General features: G+C 40.6%; 16 protein-coding genes. 12 read left to right on the top strand and 4 right to left on the bottom strand.

Translation table 11 applies throughout. The features are described from left to right. Nucleotides 1-181 precede the first annotated feature (181 nt). The 7 genes from QWZ08_RS16820 to QWZ08_RS16790 all read left to right on the top strand — a co-directional run bounded on the left by QWZ08_RS16820 (nucleotide 182) and on the right by QWZ08_RS16790 (nucleotide 14,404). Nucleotides 182-3,466 carry a VCBS repeat-containing protein gene (locus tag QWZ08_RS16820; protein ID WP_290338661.1) on the top strand — a complete coding sequence of 1,095 codons (3,285 nt, stop codon included), beginning with the start codon at nucleotides 182-184 and terminating at the stop codon, nucleotides 3,464-3,466. After that, nucleotides 3,466-4,791, top strand: a complete 1,326-nt coding sequence (locus tag QWZ08_RS16815; protein ID WP_290338660.1) for a vanadium-dependent haloperoxidase — start codon at nucleotides 3,466-3,468, stop codon at nucleotides 4,789-4,791. The genes QWZ08_RS16820 and QWZ08_RS16815 overlap by 1 nt, the downstream gene beginning before the upstream one ends. A 344-nt stretch (nucleotides 4,792-5,135) precedes the next feature. Next, nucleotides 5,136-8,258 carry a SusC/RagA family TonB-linked outer membrane protein gene (locus tag QWZ08_RS16810; RefSeq protein ID WP_290338659.1) on the top strand — a complete coding sequence of 1,041 codons (3,123 nt, stop codon included), beginning with the start codon at nucleotides 5,136-5,138 and terminating at the stop codon, nucleotides 8,256-8,258. A 26-nt stretch (nucleotides 8,259-8,284) separates the two neighbouring features. Beyond that, a complete protein-coding gene (locus QWZ08_RS16805; protein ID WP_290338658.1) occupies nucleotides 8,285-9,877 on the top strand; it encodes a SusD/RagB family nutrient-binding outer membrane lipoprotein in 1,593 nt (530 codons plus the stop codon). 95 nt (nucleotides 9,878-9,972) lie between these two features. Continuing rightward, a complete protein-coding gene (locus QWZ08_RS16800) occupies nucleotides 9,973-13,269 on the top strand; it encodes a VCBS repeat-containing protein (RefSeq protein ID WP_290338657.1) in 3,297 nt (1,098 codons plus the stop codon). 127 nt (nucleotides 13,270-13,396) lie between these two features. Then, nucleotides 13,397-13,858 (top strand): hypothetical protein, encoded by a 462-nt coding sequence (locus QWZ08_RS16795; RefSeq protein ID WP_290338656.1) that lies wholly within the window; start codon nucleotides 13,397-13,399, stop codon nucleotides 13,856-13,858. A gap of 96 nt (nucleotides 13,859-13,954) precedes the next feature. Further along, nucleotides 13,955-14,404, top strand: a complete 450-nt coding sequence (locus QWZ08_RS16790; protein ID WP_290338655.1) for a peptidylprolyl isomerase — start codon at nucleotides 13,955-13,957, stop codon at nucleotides 14,402-14,404. A gap of 97 nt (nucleotides 14,405-14,501) precedes the next feature. On the opposite strand, the gene QWZ08_RS16785 is transcribed toward QWZ08_RS16790, so the two are convergent. After that, complete coding sequence (locus tag QWZ08_RS16785; RefSeq protein WP_290338654.1) at nucleotides 14,502-16,040, bottom strand: trypsin-like peptidase domain-containing protein; 1,539 nt, start codon at nucleotides 16,038-16,040, stop codon at nucleotides 14,502-14,504. Between the two features lie 157 nt (nucleotides 16,041-16,197). Next, nucleotides 16,198-17,190 carry an acyl-CoA reductase gene (locus QWZ08_RS16780; protein WP_290338653.1) on the bottom strand — a complete coding sequence of 331 codons (993 nt, stop codon included), beginning with the start codon at nucleotides 17,188-17,190 and terminating at the stop codon, nucleotides 16,198-16,200. Nucleotides 17,191-17,257: 67 nt separating this feature from the next. On the opposite strand from QWZ08_RS16780, the gene QWZ08_RS16775 reads away from it, so the two are divergent. From QWZ08_RS16775 to QWZ08_RS16755, 5 genes are all read left to right on the top strand, one after another. Beyond that, nucleotides 17,258-17,605: a 4Fe-4S dicluster domain-containing protein gene (locus QWZ08_RS16775; RefSeq protein ID WP_290338652.1), complete on the top strand. Its 348-nt coding sequence runs from the start codon at nucleotides 17,258-17,260 to the stop codon at nucleotides 17,603-17,605. A gap of 215 nt (nucleotides 17,606-17,820) precedes the next feature. Next, the gene (locus tag QWZ08_RS16770) at nucleotides 17,821-18,291 is read left to right on the top strand and encodes a YybH family protein (RefSeq protein WP_290338651.1); all 471 of its coding nucleotides are present in this window, start codon (nucleotides 17,821-17,823) and stop codon (nucleotides 18,289-18,291) included. A 156-nt stretch (nucleotides 18,292-18,447) separates the two neighbouring features. Next, a complete protein-coding gene (locus tag QWZ08_RS16765; RefSeq protein WP_290338650.1) occupies nucleotides 18,448-19,431 on the top strand; it encodes a D-alanine--D-alanine ligase in 984 nt (327 codons plus the stop codon). 57 nt (nucleotides 19,432-19,488) lie between these two features. Then, entirely contained in the window at nucleotides 19,489-20,292 is an 804-nt protein-coding gene (locus QWZ08_RS16760) for a PASTA domain-containing protein (RefSeq protein WP_290338648.1), read from the top strand. 12 nt (nucleotides 20,293-20,304) lie between these two features. Beyond that, complete coding sequence (locus QWZ08_RS16755; protein WP_290338647.1) at nucleotides 20,305-20,613, top strand: rhodanese-like domain-containing protein; 309 nt, start codon at nucleotides 20,305-20,307, stop codon at nucleotides 20,611-20,613. A 91-nt stretch (nucleotides 20,614-20,704) separates the two neighbouring features. Here QWZ08_RS16755 and QWZ08_RS16750 read toward each other — a convergent pair whose 3' ends face one another. Both QWZ08_RS16750 and QWZ08_RS16745 read right to left on the bottom strand, forming a co-directional pair. After that, nucleotides 20,705-21,127 (bottom strand): acyl-CoA thioesterase, encoded by a 423-nt coding sequence (locus QWZ08_RS16750; protein ID WP_290338646.1) that lies wholly within the window; start codon nucleotides 21,125-21,127, stop codon nucleotides 20,705-20,707. Nucleotides 21,128-21,207: 80 nt separating this feature from the next. Then, nucleotides 21,208-21,618: a DoxX family protein gene (locus tag QWZ08_RS16745; RefSeq protein ID WP_290338645.1), complete on the bottom strand. Its 411-nt coding sequence runs from the start codon at nucleotides 21,616-21,618 to the stop codon at nucleotides 21,208-21,210. Nucleotides 21,619-21,653 lie beyond the last annotated feature (35 nt).

Below are 21,653 nucleotides of genomic sequence, written 5' to 3'. Positions count from 1 at the left end.
CCATCACTTTGATGGTCTTGTGGTTTAATTTTTTATGGAAGCACTGCTCTTAAAATTTAAATGATTTTCTGGTGGTTGTACAATTGAAGCCCCGATACAGCAGTCATAAAAATTAAGCAAACTTTATCAACTAATTTATGCGCATCCTGGCAATAAATCTTTCTTTAGAATAACTTTAGGTATGAGATTTAATATTACTACTGCAACCTTATTATTATTATTTGCCATACCGGCTATTGCACAGCAAAAGCTTTTTCAACTGTTGCCTCCCGGCCAAACCAATATACACTTCAGCAACGATATCAGCGAATCGGAAAGCCTGAATGTATTATCATACGAATATTTTTATAATGGCGGGGGTGTGGCTGTTGGTGATATTAACAATGACGGGCTGCCCGATCTATTTTTTACAGGCAATATGAAGGCCAATAAATTATACCTTAACCTGGGTAATATGCAATTTAAAGACATCACCAAAGATGCCTGTAGCGAATTACCCGGCCGCGCCGGGGGATGGAAAACAGGCGTTACGATGGCTGATGTAAACGGAGACGGGTTAATGGATATTTATGTATGTTATTCTGGCAAAGTGGGGGAGGAACTGAGAAGAAACCAACTCTTCATCAATAAGGGAAATTTAAAATTTACAGAAGAGGCGAAAGCTTATGGATTAGATGACAAAAGTTATAGTACGCAGGCTGCTTTTTTTGACTATGATAATGACGGCGACCTGGATATGTTTTTGCTGAACCACAGCACCAAAAAAATTGACAATATGGAATTTGCCAAATTCAGAAATGATATTGATGAACTGGCAGGTGATAAATTATATGAGAATAACGGTAACCATTTTACAGATGTTTCTGTAAGAGCTGGTATTCGGCAAAACCCGATGACGTTTGGATTGGGCATTGCCATCGCAGATGTAAATAAAGATGGCTGGCAGGATATTTATGTTAGCAACGATTACAACGAGCCTGATTATTTATATATAAATAACCATGATGGAACCTTTACGGATCAGTCGCAGCAAAGGTTGCGGCACTTGTCTCAATTTTCAATGGGAGTAGATATTGCGGATTTTAACAATGATGGCCTGCCGGATATTATGTCGCTTGATATGTTACCGGAAGATAACAGGCGCCAGAAATTACTACAGCTACAGGAAAATTATGAATCGTTCGCATTGATGCAGAGCCAGGATTTATACAAGCAGTATATGCGCAATATGCTGCAGTTGAATAATGGCGATGGTACATTCAGTGAGATTGGCCGCCTGGCCGGCGTATCTGCTACGGACTGGAGTTGGTGTCCTCTGTTTGCTGATTTTGACAATGATGGATTCAAAGATTTATTTATAAGCAACGGGTACCTGCGGGATTATACCAACAAAGATTTTTTAAGGTATTGGGGAGATTATAAAGTAAAAAAAGCTGTTGACAGGGAACCTGCTTTATTGATGGATTTGGTAAAAGCAATGCCATCTACTACTTTGCCGAATTACATTTTTAAAAATAACCACGACCTCACTTTCAGTAATAAGCAGATTGACTGGGGGCTGAGTACACCTGGCATATCAAGTGGTGCCGTATACGCCGACCTTGATAACGATGGCGATCTTGATTTGGTGATAAACAATATCAATGAAGTGGCATCTGTGTATAAAAATCAAAGCAGGGAACAGGATGCCGGTAACTATGTGGCAGTAAAATTATCCGGCAGGGCAGGCAATACAAATGCAATTGGCGCCAAGGTTTATTTATATACCAATGGCAACATGCAATACCAGGAAGTGAATCCAAACAGGGGATACTTATCATGCATATCTACCGTACTTAATTTTGGTTTGGGGACACAAAAAAATATTGACTCACTAAAAATTATATGGCCCGATGGCAGTACACAGCTAACGGCAAACCTCACCGTTAATCAAAAAATAATTATTCAACAAAAAGATGTGCCCCAGCCGGTGAAAACTGCACCTGAAAATGCAGTTAAGCCCCTGTTCACAAAGTCATCCGCTTTGCTGGATTATAAAAGTGAGGTGAGTAATCAAAATGATTTTAAGCGGCAATTGTTAATGCTGTTTATGTATTCAAAAACGGGGCCTGTAATTGCCAGGGCAGATGTAAATAAAGATGGGCTTGAAGATATGTTTATCAGTGGAGATAATACCCAGGCTGCAAAAATATATATCCAGCAGCGGGATGGCCATTTTGTTGCGCAGGAAGGATTTTCGGGCGGCAATGAAAATGAATGTACTGTTGCGGCAGCCGTGTTTTTTGATGCCAACGGGGATGGGTTTCCTGATTTATACATTGCCAAAGGTGGCTATAGTCTGTGGGAAGCCAATACGCATTCGCTGCAGGATGAATTGTACCTCAATGATGGTAAAGGAAATTTCAGTTTATCAGAAGAAGCATTGCCGGATGTAAGTGCCAGCAGCAAATCCTGCGTACGGCCTTGTGATATCGATGGAGACGGTGATCTGGATTTGTTTGTTGGCGGACGCATTATACCGGGTAAATATCCGCTGGCTCCAAAAAGTTACCTGTTAATCAATGATGGCAAAGGAAAATTTACAGTTGCAGATATGCCATTTTCAAATATTGGCATGGTTACAGATGCGCAATGGATTGATATTAATAAAGATGGAAGAAAAGATTTGGTACTCTGTGGTGAGCTGATGCCAATAAAAATATTTATCAATACCACTTCTGGCTTCGCTGATAAAACCGGTGAATATTTTTCTGAACCGACCAATGGTTTTTGGTTTACTTTAAATATAGCTGACGTGGATGGCGACGGCAACGAAGATCTAATTGCCGGTAACCTGGGCTTAAATTCGCCTTTCAAGATATCAGAAAAAGAGCCTGCGGAAATGTATTATGCGGACTTTGATGGCAACGGTTCTATCGATCCGTTTTTTAATTGCTATGTGCAGGGCAAAAGCTATCCTTTTGTAAGCAGGGATGAATTGAATGAACAGATCTACCCAATGCGCCGAAAATTTTCATCTTATAAAAATTATGCAGATGCGGGTATGAAAGAAATTTTTACCCCCGACGAACTTGCCAAAGCATCCGTGCTTACAGCCAGTGAGGAAAGGACAGTGTGTTTTTTAAACCGGGGCGGCAAATTCGTGAAATCGTTATTACCATTGCAGGCACAGTTTTCAGTTGTAACAAAAATATTGGCAAAGGATTTTACACACGACGGGAAAATTGATTTGTTGTTACTGGGCAATCACGCAGATAACCGGTTAAAGATAGGAAGTATTGATGCCAATTACGGTTGCTTACTAGAAGGTGATGGTAAAGGGAATTTTGAATATATCCCTCAACCAGTCTCTGGATTTTCTGTAAAGGGTGATGTAAAATCAGCCGAAGCGATAACGGTTGGCAAAGAGCAATATATTGTAATTGGAATTGCAGGTAGCGAATTAATTTTTTATAAACAGAATTGATGATGAAAAATATCTTTCTAGGATTGGCACTATTGTATGGCCCGGTAAACGGGCAGATAAAAAAAACATTACCTGCTTACCTGGATTTACAGCCTGTTGTATTTTCTATGTCTATGGTAATGATGCATGATGTGGTGAACCCGCCCGCTGCCAGCCGTTTTTATAGTTACGCAGTATTGAGTGCATACGAAATAGTCAGCCAAAACAATTCAACGCTCCATTCACTCTCCACCTTGCTGAAAGATTACACGCCGGTAAAAATAACTAAAAATAACAAGACCTATAACTATCGTATCGCAGCAGTTTATGCAGTATTGGAAACAGGTAAAAGAATGCTTCCGTCGGGCTTTATGCTGCAGGAACAGGAAGATGCTTATTTAAAAACCCTTAGTAAAAATAACATTGCAGCAAGCACTATCACGGCATCCGTTGCTGTGGCCAATCTCGTAGCCGGCAGCATGGTAGCCTATGCTAAGGCTGATGGCTATAGCAAGCTCAGCGCCAGGCTTAGGTATACGCCGGTAAAAGGTGATGCCTACTGGTATCCTACGCCGCCTGCCTATATCGAAGCTGTAGAACCCAATTGGAAAACGATTCGTCCAATGCTGATAGATTCGTGCAACCAGTTTATATGTGCTCCGCCAGTTACTTTTAGCAAAGACAGCAGCAGTAATTTTTTTAAACTGGCAAAAGAGGTATACGATATTTCTAACCGGTCAACACCTGCGCAAATACAGGTAGCATCTTTTTGGGATTGTAATCCTTTCATAGTAAATACGTCAGGCCATATGGCCATCGGCTTTAAAAAAATCAGTCCGGGAGGGCACTGGATGAATATTACAGGCATTGCGGCAAAGAAAGCGGGATTGTCTTTTGACAATGCAGTGCTTCTGCATGCTATGGTTTCCCTCGCCCTGGTGGATGCATTTATAGTTTGCTGGGATGAAAAATACCGCAGCAATCGGATACGTCCGGAAAGCTACATCAATAAATACATTGATCTGCACTGGCAGCCGTTGCTCCAAACGCCCCCTTTTCCGGAATATACCAGCGGCCACAGTGTAATCTCTACTGCGGCTGCAGAAGTCCTTAGTTATTTTTTGGGAGATCATTTCAGCTACACCGATAATTCAGAAGAGTTATTTGAAATACCTGCAAGAACATTCCCTTCTTTTCGCGAAGCAGCTGCGGAGGCTGCCATATCAAGGTTGTATGGCGGAATTCATTTTAGGGATGCCATTGAAAATGGGCAAAGGCAAGGGAAGGCGTTGGGCAAATGGATGGTGGAAAAGATGCGTGTTCATCTAAAACCCATCGGGGGATAAAGTTCCATACAAACACCGGCTTTACGTACGCTTGTAAAGCTAAGACGGTCTGTTGTGTGATCAATCAGACGTTTCGGTTAACAAGTCTGTTTCCCCGTAAAAGTCCTGTCATATTTACCCTGCCAGCACTTAACATTTAAAAACAGGATATCAATTCTGCCTGGATTTAATATTAGTATTACTGAAATGTAGGTAATATTTTTGCGCAACCGTTTGTTTTACTATCGCAAACGTTTGCGTAGTAAAAATATCTTTTTTCGTCAAGCGAAAATTATTGCTTTTTCAAGAATTGTTCTCATCTTTAATTGGACAGATATTTTTTCAATTACCAAAACTAATATTGCATGACGACTAAACTATTCAAAGGTTTCCTTCTATTTTTTACTGCACTGTTAGGTTTTACTGCTTCAATGCAAGCTCAGACAAGAACCATTTCGGGCAAAGTCACATCAGCGGCAAACGAAGTTCAGCCAGGTGCTACCGTTATAGTTAAAGGGCAAAAGAAAGGTACTATAACGGATATCAATGGTAACTTTTCTATCACTGCTCCCTCCGGAAATGTATCCATTGTTGTATCCAATGTAGGGTTTGCTACAGCCGAAAAAACCGTATCGGCCAATGTATCTGAAATAAACATTGTGCTGACAGAATCCAAGACGGAACTGGAAGGTGTGGTAGTTACCGCCCTTGGAATTACCCGCCAGAAAAAAACACTGGTGTATGCAACGCAATCTGTAAAGGCGTCGGAACTTACGGAAGCCAGAGATGCCAATAATGTTATCAACTCTCTTTCTGGTAAAGTCGCCAACGCAGTTATCACACAGGGTTCTGGCGGACCAGGCAGCGGTGCACGCATTGTGTTAAGAGGTAACCGTTCTATTCAAGGTTCAAATAACGCTCTTATTGTGGTTGACGGTGTACCAATCAGTAACAATACCAATGGAACCTCTACCAGCGATTTCGGTTCTATTCAGGGATCTGATGGTGCTTCCAGTATTAACCCGGACGATATTGAATCAGTAACCGTTTTGCGGGGCGCTTCTGCAGCTGCGCTTTACGGGAGCCAGGCTGGTAATGGTGTAATTGTTATCACTACAAAAAAGGGAAAAAAAGACAAGATTTCTGTAACAGTTAATTCGGGTATTGCGGTTGAATCTGTATTTGCTTTACCTAAGTTTCAAAATACTTATGGCCAGGGCAACGGCGGTGTTTTAAAAGATACGCTTACTTCCGGTGAAAGCTGGGGTGCAAAAATGACTGGTCAGTCAATTGTAAATCATCTTGGAGTACCAGGAACTTATTCTGCCCAGCCCAACAATGTAAGCGATTTTTTCAGGGACGGTATTAGCCTGAATAATTCCATTGGTGTTACCGGCGGAACAGATAAAATGCAGACTTACTTCTCGTACACAAATAATAAAATTGAAGGCATTGTCCCAAAAAATGATCTTATCCGTCATACGGTTAATTTACGCATCACCAACCAGGTGAGCAGCCGCTTTTCTACCGATGCGAAAATTACCTATGTAAACCAGGATATCAAAAACAGGCCACGCACTGGTGAGGAAAACGCACCGGTAATTGATATCTATAACATGGCAAGAAATATTTCTACCGCAGATGCCATGAATTATCAAACATTAAATAACGTGGGTATCTATGCTCCTACAACATTTCCTTCAACACTGAGTTCAATTTATCAAAACCCTTACTGGACCGTTAATAATACTTCTATCAATGAAGCAAGGGACAGGGTGATTGGATTTTTGACAGCACGGTTTAAGCTTACCAACTGGCTTACACTTGCAGGGCGTGCCAACATGGACAAAACGTTTGACCGTGGCGAAAATTCGGTTGCAGAAGGAACCATATTATGGGCAAAATCGGGTGGCGATTATCAGAAGAATAACATCGTTGCCACCGAAAAATGGTTTGATGTGATGCTGGAGGGAAACAATAAGATTACAAGTAAATTTAAAGTAGACTATCGTGTTGGGGCTATTATACAGGATAGTAAATATGATGCGAATGTGTCTTCTGCCGGTGGTTTGAATGTTACTGATAAGTACAGTCTCAATTTCGCCAAAAGCCCCGCTGTTAATTCCAGCTACACCCAGGTTCAAACGCAGTCTGTTTTTGGCCAGGCTAACCTGTCTTATAAGGATGCCGTATTTCTTGACCTAAGTTTGAGAAATGACTGGGATTCAAGATTGCCAAAACCTTACTCATTCTTATATCCATCTGTGGGCGTATCAACAGTATTATCAGATTTACTGGTATTACCGCAGGCGCTGTCATTTTTAAAGGCTTCAATAAACTATGCTGAAGTTGGAAATGGTGGACGTTTTGGGTTACTAAAATCAGTTTACAATTATGGTCAGGGTGCGGGAAACGGATTTTTACAGATCAGCTCAACGCTGCCTTTACCAGGTTTGAAACCAGAAATTGTTAAAAACCTTGAGTTTGGTATGGAAGCGAGATTTTTGAACAACAGGATCGGATTTACAGCTACCTATTATAAGAGTAATTCGTTTAACCAGTTGCTACAGGTCGCATTACCGGTTGCTTCTGGTTTCTCAAGCAAATATATCAATGCCGGTAATATTCAGAATACCGGATTTGAATTAGTGCTGAATGGTTCTCCCATCCAATCAAAAAACTTTAAATGGGATGTAACCCTTAATGTTGCGATGAATCACAGCAAAGTAATTTCATTAAGTGATGAGGTGAAAATATTCTACCTGGGTGGCGGCTTTGGCCGTTCTGCAACACCGGTTGTACAGGAAGGTAAAGCGTATGGCGATCTACTTGCTTTTAAATGGGCTACAGATGCAAAAGGAAATCGTGTGGTAGATAAAGTTACCGGTAAACCAGTATTGACACAGGAACAGGAATACATAGGCAATTTCAACCCAAAAGCAACTGTTGGCTTTACCAATACGTTTGAATACAAAGGGTTCTCGCTGCGTTTCTTAATTGATGGACGTTTTGGTGGAACAATGGTATCTGGTACAGAAATGAACCTTGCATTTAGCGGAATTCCCGAAGTCACAGCCTTGAAACGTGAAGGTGGCTGGAGTCTTGGAGGTGTGGATGCAACTGGTTCACCGGTGTCAAAGACCATTTCTGCGCAGGACTTTTGGCAGATAGCTTCCGGCAAAAGGTACGGTGCTGGTGAGTTTTTTGCATACGATGCAACCAATTTAAGAGTAAGAGAATTATCAATTGGTTACAGCATTCCTTTAAAAAACACAACAGTTATAAAGGCAGCTAAACTCTCACTGGTAGGAAGAAATTTATTATGGTTATACAGGGGCAAGTCTTTGCTAGACATTCCCGGCATAGGAACCCGCAAAATGTGGTTTGATCCTGATATGAGTCTTGGTAACAGCAACTACCAGGGTGTTGAATATGGTACCTTACCAGCTACGCGTAGTTTAGGTGTTAATTTACAGCTAACCTTTTAATATAACTTTCTAAATAATTTTATTATATGAATCGAATAACAATTTTAAACCGGATTTACACGCCTCTTTTTTGTTGTGTAGTTCTGCTGGGTGCCTGTACGAAAAAGTTTGACCAGATCAACACGGATAGAAACACAGTTGCTACAGTGGGGTCTGCTGAACTACCTTTCCTTTTTTCAAAAGCAGAAGCGTCTGCGGTGCCTAATATCTGGAACTACCAGGTTGCACAAAACCTTTTTGCAGATCAGTATGCGCAATACTTTGCCTGCACCGCCACCTATTTTCCTTCAGATCGTCTTAACATTAGGATGGATTGGGTTGGTGCTGCATTTAACCCAATTTATACAGATATGGTGCCGCAGTTACAGGCCATTGCATTAGCTTCTCCGGGATCCGCCGAAGCTGCCTTAGGTGATATCGTCTGGGTGCTGGGGTTTCATAGGGTAACCGATTACTGGGGTCCAATCCCTTATTTTCAGGCCGGCAAGCCAGGCAACTCAGTACCATACGATGCGCAAGATAAGATCTATGATGATTTTTTCAAGAAGCTTGATGCTGCTGTGACTGTGTTGAAAACACATGCTGGTGAAAACCATTATGGAAGTTTTGACCTTATCTATGGCGGTGATGTAAACAAATGGATAAAATTTGCGAATACATTAAGACTGAGGCTGGCAATGCGTATTTCTTCAGTAGATCCTGCGAGGGCAAAGTCTGAAGCTGAAGCTGCTGTTGCTTCGGGTGTTTTTACGGATAGTCCTTCAGATGATGCGTTGATACAAAAAAGTTTGAAAGGGGATGATAATAATGGTCTTTCCATCATGTCTGACTGGAATGAATTTCGTATGAGCGCTTCTATGGAATCTGTTTTGAATGGATATAAAGATCCCCGCCTTCCTGTTTACTTTCTGCCAGATGGAGCCAGCAAAGCAAATCCAAATGGCAATGGCAAATATGATGGTCTTAGAAACGGGCTTACAGCAACGCAGTTAACAGAGTCGCAAAATTCGTATGCAAACAATGCAAAGCCTGGCAAACGATGGTCTTCACCTGATTTTGGAGGAAACGACAACTTTAAAGAGACACCACAAAACATCATGTCTGTTGCAGAAGCCTATTTTCTGCGTGCAGAAGGGGCACTAATGGGCTGGAACATGAATGGTAATGCAAAGGAATTATATGAAGCTGGTATTACTAATTCCATGAAACAATGGGGTATTACAGATAATGCAGCCATCAGCGCATACATAAGCAGTACAAATGTACCGATTGCGCCAAACGATTACCTTAATTCGCCTGCAGTTTCTGATGCACCAGTAAAATTTGCCGCTGACCAAGCCACTCAAAAAAAGCAGATTGCAATTCAGAAATGGCTGGCTATTTATCCTGATGGAAATGAAGCATGGGCAGATTACCGGAGAAGCCGCACGTTTATTCTATATCCGGTTGCTAATTCTGAAAATCCTGATCTTCCTGATCCCAATACCCAATGGATAAGAAGAATTCCATTCCTGCTTTCAGAAAAGCAAAATAACAAGACAGCAGTTGAAGCAGCTGTGTCTTTACTTGGCCCTGGCGGCGATAAACTCACCACGCCACTGTGGTGGGATAAGAATTAAATTTATTTGAAATTTTTATACAAAGATTCCATCGAAGGTTTTACATTCGGTGGAATTTTTTTTATGTTATATGGTGCATGTTCTAAATCTATTTTATGCAAAGGCGCTTTACACTTCTACTGCTTTTTATTTCAGGTATGTTAGTCACAGGGTGCAACAATGATGATGGAAATCGCTTGTTTACCCGGCTGGATGAAAAGACTACGGGTATCAATTTCAGGAATACACTGTTTGAAGACGGCCCGCTGAATGTTGCCAATTATATTTATTTCTATAATGGTGGGGGCGTTGCCATCGGGGATATCAATAATGATGGGTTGCAGGATATTCTTTTTACTGGTAACATGGTACGAAACCGCTTGTTTTTAAACAAAGGCAATTTTAAATTTGAAGATATTACACAACAAAGCGGTGTAGATAAAATGCAGGGATGGTGTACAGGCGCTACCATGGCGGATGTAAATGGAGACGGCAAACTGGATATTTATATTTGCAGGAGTGCAGATATAAATCCTGATCTGCGTAAGAATTTACTATTCATCAACAACGGCGATCTTTCCTTTACAGAAAAAGCAGCTGAGTTCGGCCTTGCGGATAACGGCTATTCAACGCAGGCTTCTTTTTTCGATTACGATAAAGATGGCGACCTGGATTGTTTTATCATCAATCACTCTGTTCAAAAATATACGGCGGGCGTACAGGATAACCCCGAATTGCGGAAAGAAAAGAATCCAGATTATGCCAGCAAATTATACCGCAATGATAATAACCATTTTACCAACGTCAGTGATTCCGCAGGTATTACCTCTAACGTGCTCACCTTCGGATTAGGGGTTGCCATATCAGACTTTAATAATGATGGCTGGCCGGATATTGCAGTTTCCAACGATTTTAATGAGCCGGATTATTTATTTATGAATAACCGTAATGGAACGTTTTCGGAACAGCTTACAAAAGCAATGGACGATATTTCCCTGTATTCGATGGGCTCTGATGCAGCTGATTATAATAACGACGGACTGACTGACCTGGTAACACTCGATATGCTTCCGGAAGATAATAAAACAATCAAGATGCACGCTGGTGCAGAAAATTTTGACAAGTTCCAGTATCTGTTTACACAAGGTTTCTATTACCAGTACAGCCGCAACATGTTGCAGAAAAACAATGGCGATGGTACGTTCAGCGAAGTGGGGCAACTGGCAGGTGTATCCAATACAGACTGGAGCTGGTCAGCCCTTTTTGGTGATTATGATAATGATGGGTATAAAGATTTGTTTGTTACCAATGGCTATGTTAAAGATTATACTGAGATGGATTTTCTCAAATATTCAGTAGACAGGGTTGTTAGAAACATGCATAAAGATTCGGTAGATCCGATTCCGGAATATATCCGTAAGATGCCAACCAATGAAACACCCAACTATGTTTTTCAAAACCAGGGCAATGGTACTTTTCTTAAAAAAACTACTGAGTGGGGGTTTGATCAGAAAGGTGTTTCAGCAGGTGCGGCCTACGCTGACCTTGACAATGATGGAGATCTTGACCTGGTGATAAATAACACCAATGATTTTGCCGGCATCTACAAAAACAACAACGAAAAGCTTAATAAAAATAATTACCTGCGGGTGCAGTTAAATGGCGGCGCTGCAAATGCAAGAGGTATTGGCGCAAAGGTGAAATTATTTTGCAAAGGACAGGAGTTTTACCAGGAACAGTCGCCTGTAAGAGGTTTCCAGTCATCAGGCGACCCGGTGTTAAACTTTGGTGTGGGTAAAAATACAATGATCGATTCATTGCTTGTGATCTGGCCCAATGATCATTTTCAAAAACTGGCTGCTGTTAAAACCAATCAGTTGCTAACAATAAAAATGGCCGATGCGCATGAAAAATGGACATATGATACAGTTGCCACAAAAAAGTCGCTTTCCCAAAATATATTGCCGGAAGTGAATCATAAAGAAAATACATTCAACGATTTCACCGTGCAATCCCTGCTGCCAAATTATCTTAGCCGACAGGGGCCGTGCATTGTATCTGCAGATGTTAATAACGATGGACTGGACGATTTTTTTATGGGCGGTGCTAAAGGCGAACCTGCACAGCTTTTTCTTCAAAATAAAAACAATACGTTTTCCTTGAAAGCTACACCAGCATTTCTTAAAGACGCTGCCAGTGAAGATGTGGCTGCAAGCTTTTTTGATGCAGATAACGACGGCGACATGGATTTGTATGTTGCCAGTGGTGGATTTGAATACAATGAAAACGATCCGGCTTACCAGGACAGACTATACCTGAATGATGGGAAAGGAAATTTTACAAAAAAAGAAAATGCATTACCTGCACTATTGGCGAGTAAAGGGTGTGTGAAAGCGGCTGATATAGATGGTGACGGCGACCAGGATTTGTTTGTGGGCGGAAGGGTTGTGCCCGGCAAATATCCCACTTCGCCCAGAAGCTACATTTTACTCAATGATGGCAAAGGTAATTTTACAGATGCAACGCAGCAGGTCTGCGCTGCACTGCAGTATACCGGTATGGTTACAGATGCATTGTGGATGGATCTAAATAATGATCATCAACCTGACCTGGTGGTTGTGGGCGAATGGATGCCGGTAAAAGTTTTTACCAATTTAAAAGGTGTATTATCAGAGGCCTCTGCTAAGTATATTCATTTTAAAAGCACGGGCTGGTGGAACCGCATTGATGCCGAAGATATGGATGGAGATGGCGATGCTGACCTGGTGATTGGTAACTGTGGAACCAACACACAGTTTCATGTTACTGAAAAAGAACCGATGACGTTGTACTATAAAGATTTTGATAACAATGGTTCTGTGGATCCGCTGCTTTGTTATTATATTGGTGGAGTTTCTTATCCCGCCGCTTCAAGGGATGATCTTACTGACCAATTACCAGGATTAAAGAAAAAGTTTTTAGAATATAAAGCTTATTCAACAGCTACAATTAATGATGTTTTTACTGCGGAACAACTCAAAGATGCAATACAGCTGAAGACAGAAAACATGCAAACTGTTTATCTTGAAAATCAGGGCCAGAAGGGATTTGCGTTACATCAGCTACCCATTGAAGCACAGTATGCTCCTGTCTATGGAATCACTTCGTTAGACGCCAATCATGATGGTAAAAAGGATTTATTATTGGCCGGTAATAATGCCTGGACAAGAATAAAATTTGGTCGCTATGAGGCCAACCACGGAGTACTGTTGTATGGTGACGGAAAAAATGATTTTACTTATGTGCCGCAGGTTAAAAGCGGGTTAAATATAAAAGGCGATGTGCGTAGTATTGTCAAAATAAAGAGCGGTAATAAAGAACAAATCATAGTGGGCATAAATAACTCTGCCGCTTTATCACTCATGGTAAAGTAATTGCCGTTCTATTAAACGCACTGGCTAATTTTAATTAACAGAAGCCTGCAAAATTGAAGGAAGTTCTCATGTATCAGGGAGGCTGCAAGCAGAACCATTTCAATTTATAAAATACAAAATTTGATTCTTGACTGATAAACTCTATTTTAAAAACCGCCTGCTGCAGCATTGTATGCAATCCATTCAGCAGAGAATTGATGCAGCTTTGCTGGCAATGGACAACGCCCAAGCGGCAGCCAACAGTGAGGAAAAAAGCAGTGCAGGAGATAAATATGAAACCGGCCGTGCCATGAGCCATTTAGAGAAAGATATGCATGCCCGGCAATTGGTAGCCAACCAGCATGAACTGGCGGCACTAAAATCGGTTGATTGCAGCAGGTTGCATGTTACCGTGGCTGCCGGAAGCGTGGTTGTTTGTGACGATGTAAAATTTTTTATAGCAGCAGGGCTCGGTAAAATAGTGTTTGAGGGCGAAACCATATTGGTGTTATCACCTAATGCACCGGTAGCAAAATTATTACTGCGCCAGGTTAGCGGTGGAAGTTGCTCTTTTAACAACAAAACTATGCTTATAAAAGACGTGTTTTGATTTACGTTTATCAAAAACAGTTTTATCCTGGTTTCAAAAACATTTCCGATTGCGCCTTAATTTGTACTTTCGCAGCGTAATAAAAACAAAAAAACAATGAGCGACGTACAATTAACAACCGGCGAGATACATACCGCCAAAGGTGTTTTAAAATTTGAACTCTACGATGATGATGCACCGATAGCAGCAGCCAATTTTAAAAAACTGGTAAACCAGGGTTTCTACAATGGGTTGACTTTTCACCGGGTAATTCCAAATTTTATGATACAGGGCGGATGTCCTGATGGTACAGGTGCAGGTGGCCCCGGCTATTCTATTAACTGCGAATTAAATGGCAGCAAACAAATACATGACCGTGGTGTAATGTCAATGGCACACCGTGGACGTAACACCGGTGGCTCCCAGTTTTTCATTTGCCACAACCGTAATGGTGTAAAGCACCTGGATGGCGTACATACCTGCTTTGGTAAAATAACAGAAGGCGTGGATATCATCGACGATATCCGTGGTGGTGATGTAATGGAGAAAGTGATCATTACTTCATAGAATATTGCGGTAAGCGAAACAACGCCTGGTAGTAATAGTACATAAAAAAAATCCCCTTTTGCAAGGGGATTTTTTACTGATTTCAGCTTCTCAAATCTTACTCGCTATCCAGCATAATGGGATAGTCATATAAACCATCTGAACCAGGGTAAAATCCGCTGATAGTAACGCTTTTGGAAGATCCGATAGCCTTGCTGAGCTCATCCATATTTTTAACTTCTTTATCATTCACTTTTACAATAATGAAACCGTCTCTCATTCTCGACTGATCACTTAGCGCACCTTCATTTATTTTCTTAACAATCACACCTCCGGGTACTCCATACTCTTTTGCTTTCTTAGGATCAAGGTTTACAAAATCTGCACCTAATTTTGAAAGCGTAGTATTTTCTGCTTTAACGATGGCAAAAGTGCCCATGTTATTTTTTAAAGTCGCAGAGGTAGAAATATCTTTTCCATCTCTTGAAACCACGATATTGATTTTGTCACTGGGTTTGTAACGGGTTACCAGTTCCTGCAATTCAGATGGCAGTGTTACCGAAATACCATTTACACTTTTGATAATATCCCCTTTCTTTAAACCTGCTTCAACCGCGGCGCTGTTGGCTGATACATCTGTAATAACCAATCCATCACCTGAATATTTAAGGTTTAATCTTGTCTTTTCAGTTTCAGGAAGGTCATAGGTATTGGCAGTGGCAACACCTAAAAATCCTCTTTGTACATTGCCATATTTAATGATATCATCTACCACTTTTTTTACAATGTTTACCGGGATGGCGTATGAGTAACCAGAGTAATAACCGGTGGGAGAGGCTATAGCAGAGTTTATACCAATCAATTCGCCGCCGGTATTAATCAAAGCACCACCACTGTTTCCCTGGTTTACGGCTGCATCAGTTTGTATAAATGATTCTACCGCAGAATTTAACTTAGTGCCTTTGTTTAAACCAAGGCTTCTTGATTTGGCACTGACAATGCCAGCTGTAACCGTAGTCTCTAAATTTAAAGGATAACCCAGCGCAAGCACCCACTGACCAATTTTTACATCATCTGAATTACCATACAAAAGAAACGGTAAGCCAGTAGCATCTATTTTAATAACTGCCAGGTCGTATGCAGGATCCCGGCCAACTACTTTAGCTGTGTATGATCTTTTATTGTTCAGTGTTACTGTTAATTCATCTGCATTTTCAACCACATGGTTGTTGGTTACAATAAAGCCATCCTGGCTGATGATAACGCCAGAACCCGAAGCTCTTTGCTCAGGAACATAGCCACCACCATTTCTGTTACCAAAAAATTGTTGCAACATGTCGTCATCAAATAAATCGCTGAATGGATTTCTGTTTTGTGACTTGGGTAAATTGTTGCTTACCTGCTTGGCATTGGTTTTTGTTTTGATGTGCACTACGGTTGGTAATGCTGCTGCAGCAGATTGTGTAAAATCCACGGCGCCGGGAGGTGTTGTATTGCCCTCGGTCAATTTTGCTAATTTGTAGTTGGCTGGAATAATACCTTTTTCCTGGCCTGCAAATGTATTACCTGCTTTTACATAACTGCTGTATCCCCACATTACACCAAATGCAGTAACAGCACTGATTACAATTGTAAAAAATACCTGTTTAATTTTCATTTGTATAAATTTTAATTTTAATTATTTTAAAACCCTTCAAGCTCAGCTACTAAAATCAATTTTTGTGCCTTGCAGTACAAAGTAACGATGCTCTGACAAAATGTTATTTACCGCAGGGCACCTTTAACAATTAATTAGTAAGGCTTTCGTAGATGCTCTATAAAGTTAATAAAAATTGTATTGTATCCACACCATCTGCATAATCAAATAATCCGGGGCTTTGCACCTCACCAAAAGGAATATCTATTCCCGCAATGCATTGCACTTCTTCGTTTTGCTTTAAAGCATCAGTTACTGGCACTGCATCCTTGTAAAAGCCGTAGTTCAGCTGACTGATGGGTGAAAAAATAGCATCGCTTTCCACAAGCAATGTAGTTTCATTGGTCATATAAAAACGGTTGTTCATAATCTGAACAGACAAATTATAATCGTAATTATTTCTGTATTTATGATGATCTGCAAAATATTTATACCGGTGAAACGACTGCAGCAACGGTACAAAATCATATCCTTCAGGAACAAAAATTTTTGTGACATTTCTGCAACCCAATCCAAAAAAGATATGGATGTCATCTGACAATTTTTCAAGTGTCTCCATACTTTCATCACCTCTTAAAATGGCGACCGAAGTCCGGTTCTTACGGATGATGGAAGGATACTTTGAAAAATAATAATCAAAGTAACGGGCGCTGTTATTGCTTCCGGTGGCTATGTAGGCATCGCAACCTTTTAAAAAAGGAGCTAAAACAACAAGGTCTTTTACAGCTCCATCCCAGCTCACCATTTTTTCTATCAGATGCTTCATCAAAACATCGTCTTTGGAAGATAGTTTAATGGTTTGCTTATGGCCACTGATGAAAACGCATAAAAAATCATGAAAGCCAACAAGGGGAATGTTACCAGCCATTACAATGCCCACGTTTTTCGGATGAATGCTATCGTCCAAAAAATAATGATTGGCCCAGGGCTGCAATTTTTCAACGCTTAAAAACTGCTCCGTGATATTTTTAATTGCTGTATCAATGAATTCAATCGTAAACCAGCCGTTGTATAGAGATGCGGAATGTTTGATAGCCTGAAGTTCTTCACCATTATCAACCAAATATTCTCTAAGCGCTGATAATAATGCAATTCGATTTTGTAGTTTCATCCCGATAATCTTATTTTGTATTGTCAATATTCAAAATTCGCAATTTCAAAATTCTAAATCAAAAGTAATGGCTATTAAAATTACAGACGAATGTATTAATTGTGGTGCCTGTGAACCTGAGTGTCCTAACAACGCTATTTATGAAGGTGGCGTTGAATGGGCTATATCTGACGGTACCACTGTAAAGGGATTATTTACTTTGTTAGATGGTACGCAGGTAGATGCAGATAAACGCAATTCCCCGGTTAGTGTAGACACTTATTATATAACTCCAAACAAATGTACCGAGTGCCAGGGTTTCCACGAAGAGCCGCAGTGCGCCGCTGTTTGCCCGGTTGATTGTTGTGTGCCGGATGAAATGTACGAAGAAACCGTTGACGCTTTACTGGCTAAAAAAGACAGGCTGCACGTTTAATTTTGCAGTTTAAAAAATATCAATATAGCCTTCGGGCTTACTTAGGCAGGTGATATTTCCTGCATCATGGCGAGGGTATTGCAAAATACTTTCGCTTTTTTTTTATTTGTTAATTGATTGTATAATTGCAACACGCACGCAAATCAGCTGTTATTTTTTTGCTTAATTTACAAATGCCAGCCTTCAAAACTTCTTTTTCATCTTTTAATTGAATTATGCTAAAAAAGCGATTGTACTTTTTATTGATGCCTCTTTTTTTATTAATGGCTTGCAGCAGAAAAAAAGAAATAAAAGATACCACTGAGCAACGTGCTGAAATGATTGCAGCGGAAATTTCGTTTTCTGAAATGAGTAAAGTAAAAGGCACCAGGGCCGCAATGATGCAGTTTATTGACAGCAACGGCGTACTGCTGCGCCCCAACAGTTTTCCTTTGATTGGCGGAGATGCTATCAACTTTATAAGCCAGTCAAACGACAGTGCTTACACAATGATCTGGCAACCGAAAGGAGGCAATATAGCTGCTTCCGGCGACCTGGGCTATACCTTTGGCGTATATTCAGTACTTCCAAAAAACGGTGATTCCGCCATGCATGGCACTTACGTAAACGTGTGGAAGAAGCTGGCTGATGGCAGCTGGAAACTAATGCTTGATTCTGGTAATGAAGGCATAGAAGATGAGAAATAAAGATTGGGAGGTATAACTATTCCCTGATTGATTGACAGCTTTATACAAAATACGGCCTGCCTTTGGCTCACAAAGTATATTTAAACTATTTTTTGCCGGCTTGAAACTATAAACAATTTTCGTTTCTTTGCTTAAACAACCCTTCTCTTTTTATTTATGAAGAAAACAATCGCATTAATTACAGGTGGTTATTCGGGCGAAGCTGTAATATCTTATAAATCCGCTGCCACCATAGAACAACATGTTGACAGGGAGAAATGGGATTGTTATACGATTGATATTACACCAGCCGGATGGTTTTATGTCCCTACTGCAGGAGAAAAAATCAATATTGATAAAAATGATTTTTCATTGACTATAGACGGTAAAAAAATAACGTTTGATGCGGTGCTGGTCGGCCTGCATGGAACGCCTGGTGAAGATGGCAAATTACAGGGATATTTTGATTGCCTTAATATTCCTTACACGTCTTGCGATACAGCAACATCTGCCTTAACCTTTAATAAGCGTTACACGGTTGCAGTGGCAGCTTTTGCAGGCATGGCCGTAGCAAAATCACTGCATCTTTTTAAAGCAGGAACTATTGAAGCCGTTGAAATATTAAACACATTAAAACTGCCTGTATTCGTTAAGCCAAACAATGGTGGCAGCAGTATTGGAATGAGCAAGGTGAGTGAAGCTGCTGAATTGCAGAACGCGTTAGACAGGGCATTTAAAGAAGATGACCAGGTGTTGGTAGAAGAATTTATAAAGGGCAGAGAATTTACCATTGGTGTTTTTAAATCAAAAGGTGAAATCATTGCATTGCCTATTACAGAGATTATTACCAAAAATGTTTTTTTTGATTACGAAGCAAAATACCATGGCGCAAGCGAAGAAATTACGCCTGCTAAGGTAGCAGAAGTTATCGCTGAAAAAGTACGCAATGCGGCCAGGATGGCGTATGCGATTTTCAATTGCAAAGGAATTGTGCGGATTGATTTTATTTATGACGAAGTAAGTGACAGACCTTTTTTACTTGAAATTAATACCGTGCCCGGGCAAACCGAAGCCAGTCTTGTACCGCAACAGGTAGCCGCCATGGGCTGGACTTTAAAGCAGTTTTACACCACTTTAATAGAAGAGTGTTTGAATCAATAATGCATTACTGAATGCTTTCTTTGCAGCGTTGCAAAAAAGCATACTGAACTAAAAACTATGTTTAAATTTATCACCGACCGTCCTTTTTGGGTTAACCTGCTGGTAGCAGCTATACTGGCATTTTTGCTGATATTTTTAACGCTGGAAATGCTGGGATGGGTCACCAAACATGGCGAATATTTAACCGTGCCTTCTGTAAAAGGTAAGCGCACGGAAGAGGCGATTAAATTATTGGAAAGCAAAGGCTTTGATGTAACCATTCAGGACTCTGTTTTTACGGATAGCTTGCAACGGGGTATTGTAATAAAACAATTGCCGGATGCGGATGCCACGGTGAAAGTTAACCGGACCGTTTTTTTAACCGTTAACCGGTACATGCCGCCGATGGTAGTAATGCCTGAACTGGAAGGCAAAAGCCTCGGCTTTGCGCTGGATCTGTTGCTACGAAGTCATTTGCAGTTAGGCGATACGACTTTCAAACCTGATTTTATGAAAGGGTCCATCCTAGAGCAACAGTATAATGGAAAAAAGATAGAGGCTGGTGAAAAAGTAATCTGGGGAAGTAAAATATCACTTGTGATTGCCGGAGGTTTACAGGATGAACAGATCATGGTGCCGGAACTGGTAGGCAAAACATTTGCGGAAGGTAAAATAACGCTGGAAGCACTTGGCGTTAACATAGGAGCGGTGATTGCAAAAGATGCTATTAAAGATACCGCCAATTCCTTTATATACCGGCAAAATCCTGATAGATACAATGATGAAAAAAAGCCCGTGTACATACATCCCGGGCAGTTGATGGATATTTATATTTCAAAGGAAATGGTATTACCGGATTCTGTTTCTACCAATAAAAATTAACACAACCAAACAATGACGACAATTACAGCTGAAGAAGTAAAAGCCAGGCAGCAAGCCGGGGAAAAACTGAATATTATAGACGTAAGGGAACCAAATGAAAATGCAGAATTCAATATTGGCGGCACTTTGCTGCCATTGGGCCATATACAGTCTATGCAGATTGACGATTTGGAACCGTATAAAAATGAAGAACTGATCGTGTATTGCAGAAGCGGAAACCGCAGCGGACAGGCCTGCCTGATTTTGGAAGCGGCCGGATTTACCAATGTAAGAAATTTAACCGGTGGTATGCTGAACTGGAGAGAGACGTTTAAGGTATAATTCGATGTCTGATGGCTGATTTTTGATATCTCATCTCTTTCAGATTGGTGACTATGGTTTGACAGCAGGTGGCTGAGAAATAGAGATTTTTTTATTCTTCTGTTTCTTTAAAATACGCCACTAATTTATCCTTTAACGCTGCGGGCATTTCGCAGCGTTTCATATGTTTGGCTTCCATAAAGTACAGCGTTACATCGCCTGTGTTTAATAGCGCCCCATCTTCACTATATATTTCTGAGTGAAAAACAATCTTGTGGTGTACCGGCAATTCTCTCAGTGTTGTTTTAACCGTGATCAGGTCATCATACTTTGCAGGTCTTAAAAACCTGCTGTGAATATCAACCACGGGCATTATAATCCCCATTGCTTCAATATCCTTGTAACTATATCCCAGTTCGCGGATAGCTTCAGCTCTTCCAATTTCGTAAAACTGGGCATAGTGACCATGATATACAACACCCATCTGGTCGGTTAAAGCATAATGAATTCTTATCTGGGTTGATGTTGTATACATGTTGTAAATTTCGTTCTTTGGCAATTGGCCAACTCGGATAATTGATAATCAAAATGGCTGCAATGAGACGTAAGACAGGATTATTTTCCTATCATCCCATCCACGCTGACCTTGCCCGGGCCGATTAATAATATAGCAAGATAACCCGTAAGAAAGAGTGCAGCCTTTTCTCCTTGTCCAAAAAAATCAAGGTGAGTTACTTTATATAAAACAACACTCATAGCGATGATCAGCGGAATGCATGCAAATCTTGTAAACAAACCAAGAATAATAAACAAACTGCAGAAAAATTCTGCAAAAATTATTAATGCCGTGTTGACTGTTGTACCCATACCAAGCAAGTTTGGCATGTGCCGGGCTGTTTCACTAAAATGAGTTATTTTATGGTAGCCATAATTCACCAGCATTAAAATACCAAGCCCCAGCCTTAACACCAGCATCCCTGCATTAACAGCGTTGGCACTGTACTTTGATGAGAACAATCTTTTCATCGTAATTTTTTAAGCGTTCTAAATTTCCGGCAATT

The organism is Ferruginibacter paludis, assembly GCF_030409685.1.
Taxonomy (GTDB): Bacteria; Bacteroidota; Bacteroidia; order Chitinophagales; family Chitinophagaceae; genus Ferruginibacter; species Ferruginibacter paludis.
This window is presented reverse-complemented; position numbering and strand designations above follow the sequence as displayed.

Excerpts from the sequence above, each read along its gene's own strand:
- QWZ08_RS16770 (WP_290338651.1), top strand. The coding sequence starts at position 17,821 with ATGCTAAAAAAGCGATTGTACTTTTTATTGATGCCTCTTTTTTTATTA.
- QWZ08_RS16760 (WP_290338648.1), top strand. The coding sequence starts at position 19,489 with ATGTTTAAATTTATCACCGACCGTCCTTTTTGGGTTAACCTGCTGGTA.
- QWZ08_RS16785 (WP_290338654.1), bottom strand. The coding sequence starts at position 16,040 with ATGAAAATTAAACAGGTATTTTTTACAATTGTAATCAGTGCTGTTACT.
- QWZ08_RS16775 (WP_290338652.1), top strand. The coding sequence starts at position 17,258 with ATGGCTATTAAAATTACAGACGAATGTATTAATTGTGGTGCCTGTGAA.
- QWZ08_RS16780 (WP_290338653.1), bottom strand. The coding sequence starts at position 17,190 with ATGAAACTACAAAATCGAATTGCATTATTATCAGCGCTTAGAGAATAT.
- QWZ08_RS16800 (WP_290338657.1), top strand. The coding sequence starts at position 9,973 with ATGCAAAGGCGCTTTACACTTCTACTGCTTTTTATTTCAGGTATGTTA.
- QWZ08_RS16745 (WP_290338645.1), bottom strand. The coding sequence starts at position 21,618 with ATGAAAAGATTGTTCTCATCAAAGTACAGTGCCAACGCTGTTAATGCA.
- QWZ08_RS16820 (WP_290338661.1), top strand. The coding sequence starts at position 182 with ATGAGATTTAATATTACTACTGCAACCTTATTATTATTATTTGCCATA.
- QWZ08_RS16755 (WP_290338647.1), top strand. The coding sequence starts at position 20,305 with ATGACGACAATTACAGCTGAAGAAGTAAAAGCCAGGCAGCAAGCCGGG.
- QWZ08_RS16805 (WP_290338658.1), top strand. The coding sequence starts at position 8,285 with ATGAATCGAATAACAATTTTAAACCGGATTTACACGCCTCTTTTTTGT.
- QWZ08_RS16815 (WP_290338660.1), top strand. The coding sequence starts at position 3,466 with ATGATGAAAAATATCTTTCTAGGATTGGCACTATTGTATGGCCCGGTA.
- QWZ08_RS16765 (WP_290338650.1), top strand. The coding sequence starts at position 18,448 with ATGAAGAAAACAATCGCATTAATTACAGGTGGTTATTCGGGCGAAGCT.
- QWZ08_RS16810 (WP_290338659.1), top strand. The coding sequence starts at position 5,136 with ATGACGACTAAACTATTCAAAGGTTTCCTTCTATTTTTTACTGCACTG.
- QWZ08_RS16790 (WP_290338655.1), top strand. The coding sequence starts at position 13,955 with ATGAGCGACGTACAATTAACAACCGGCGAGATACATACCGCCAAAGGT.
- QWZ08_RS16750 (WP_290338646.1), bottom strand. The coding sequence starts at position 21,127 with ATGTATACAACATCAACCCAGATAAGAATTCATTATGCTTTAACCGAC.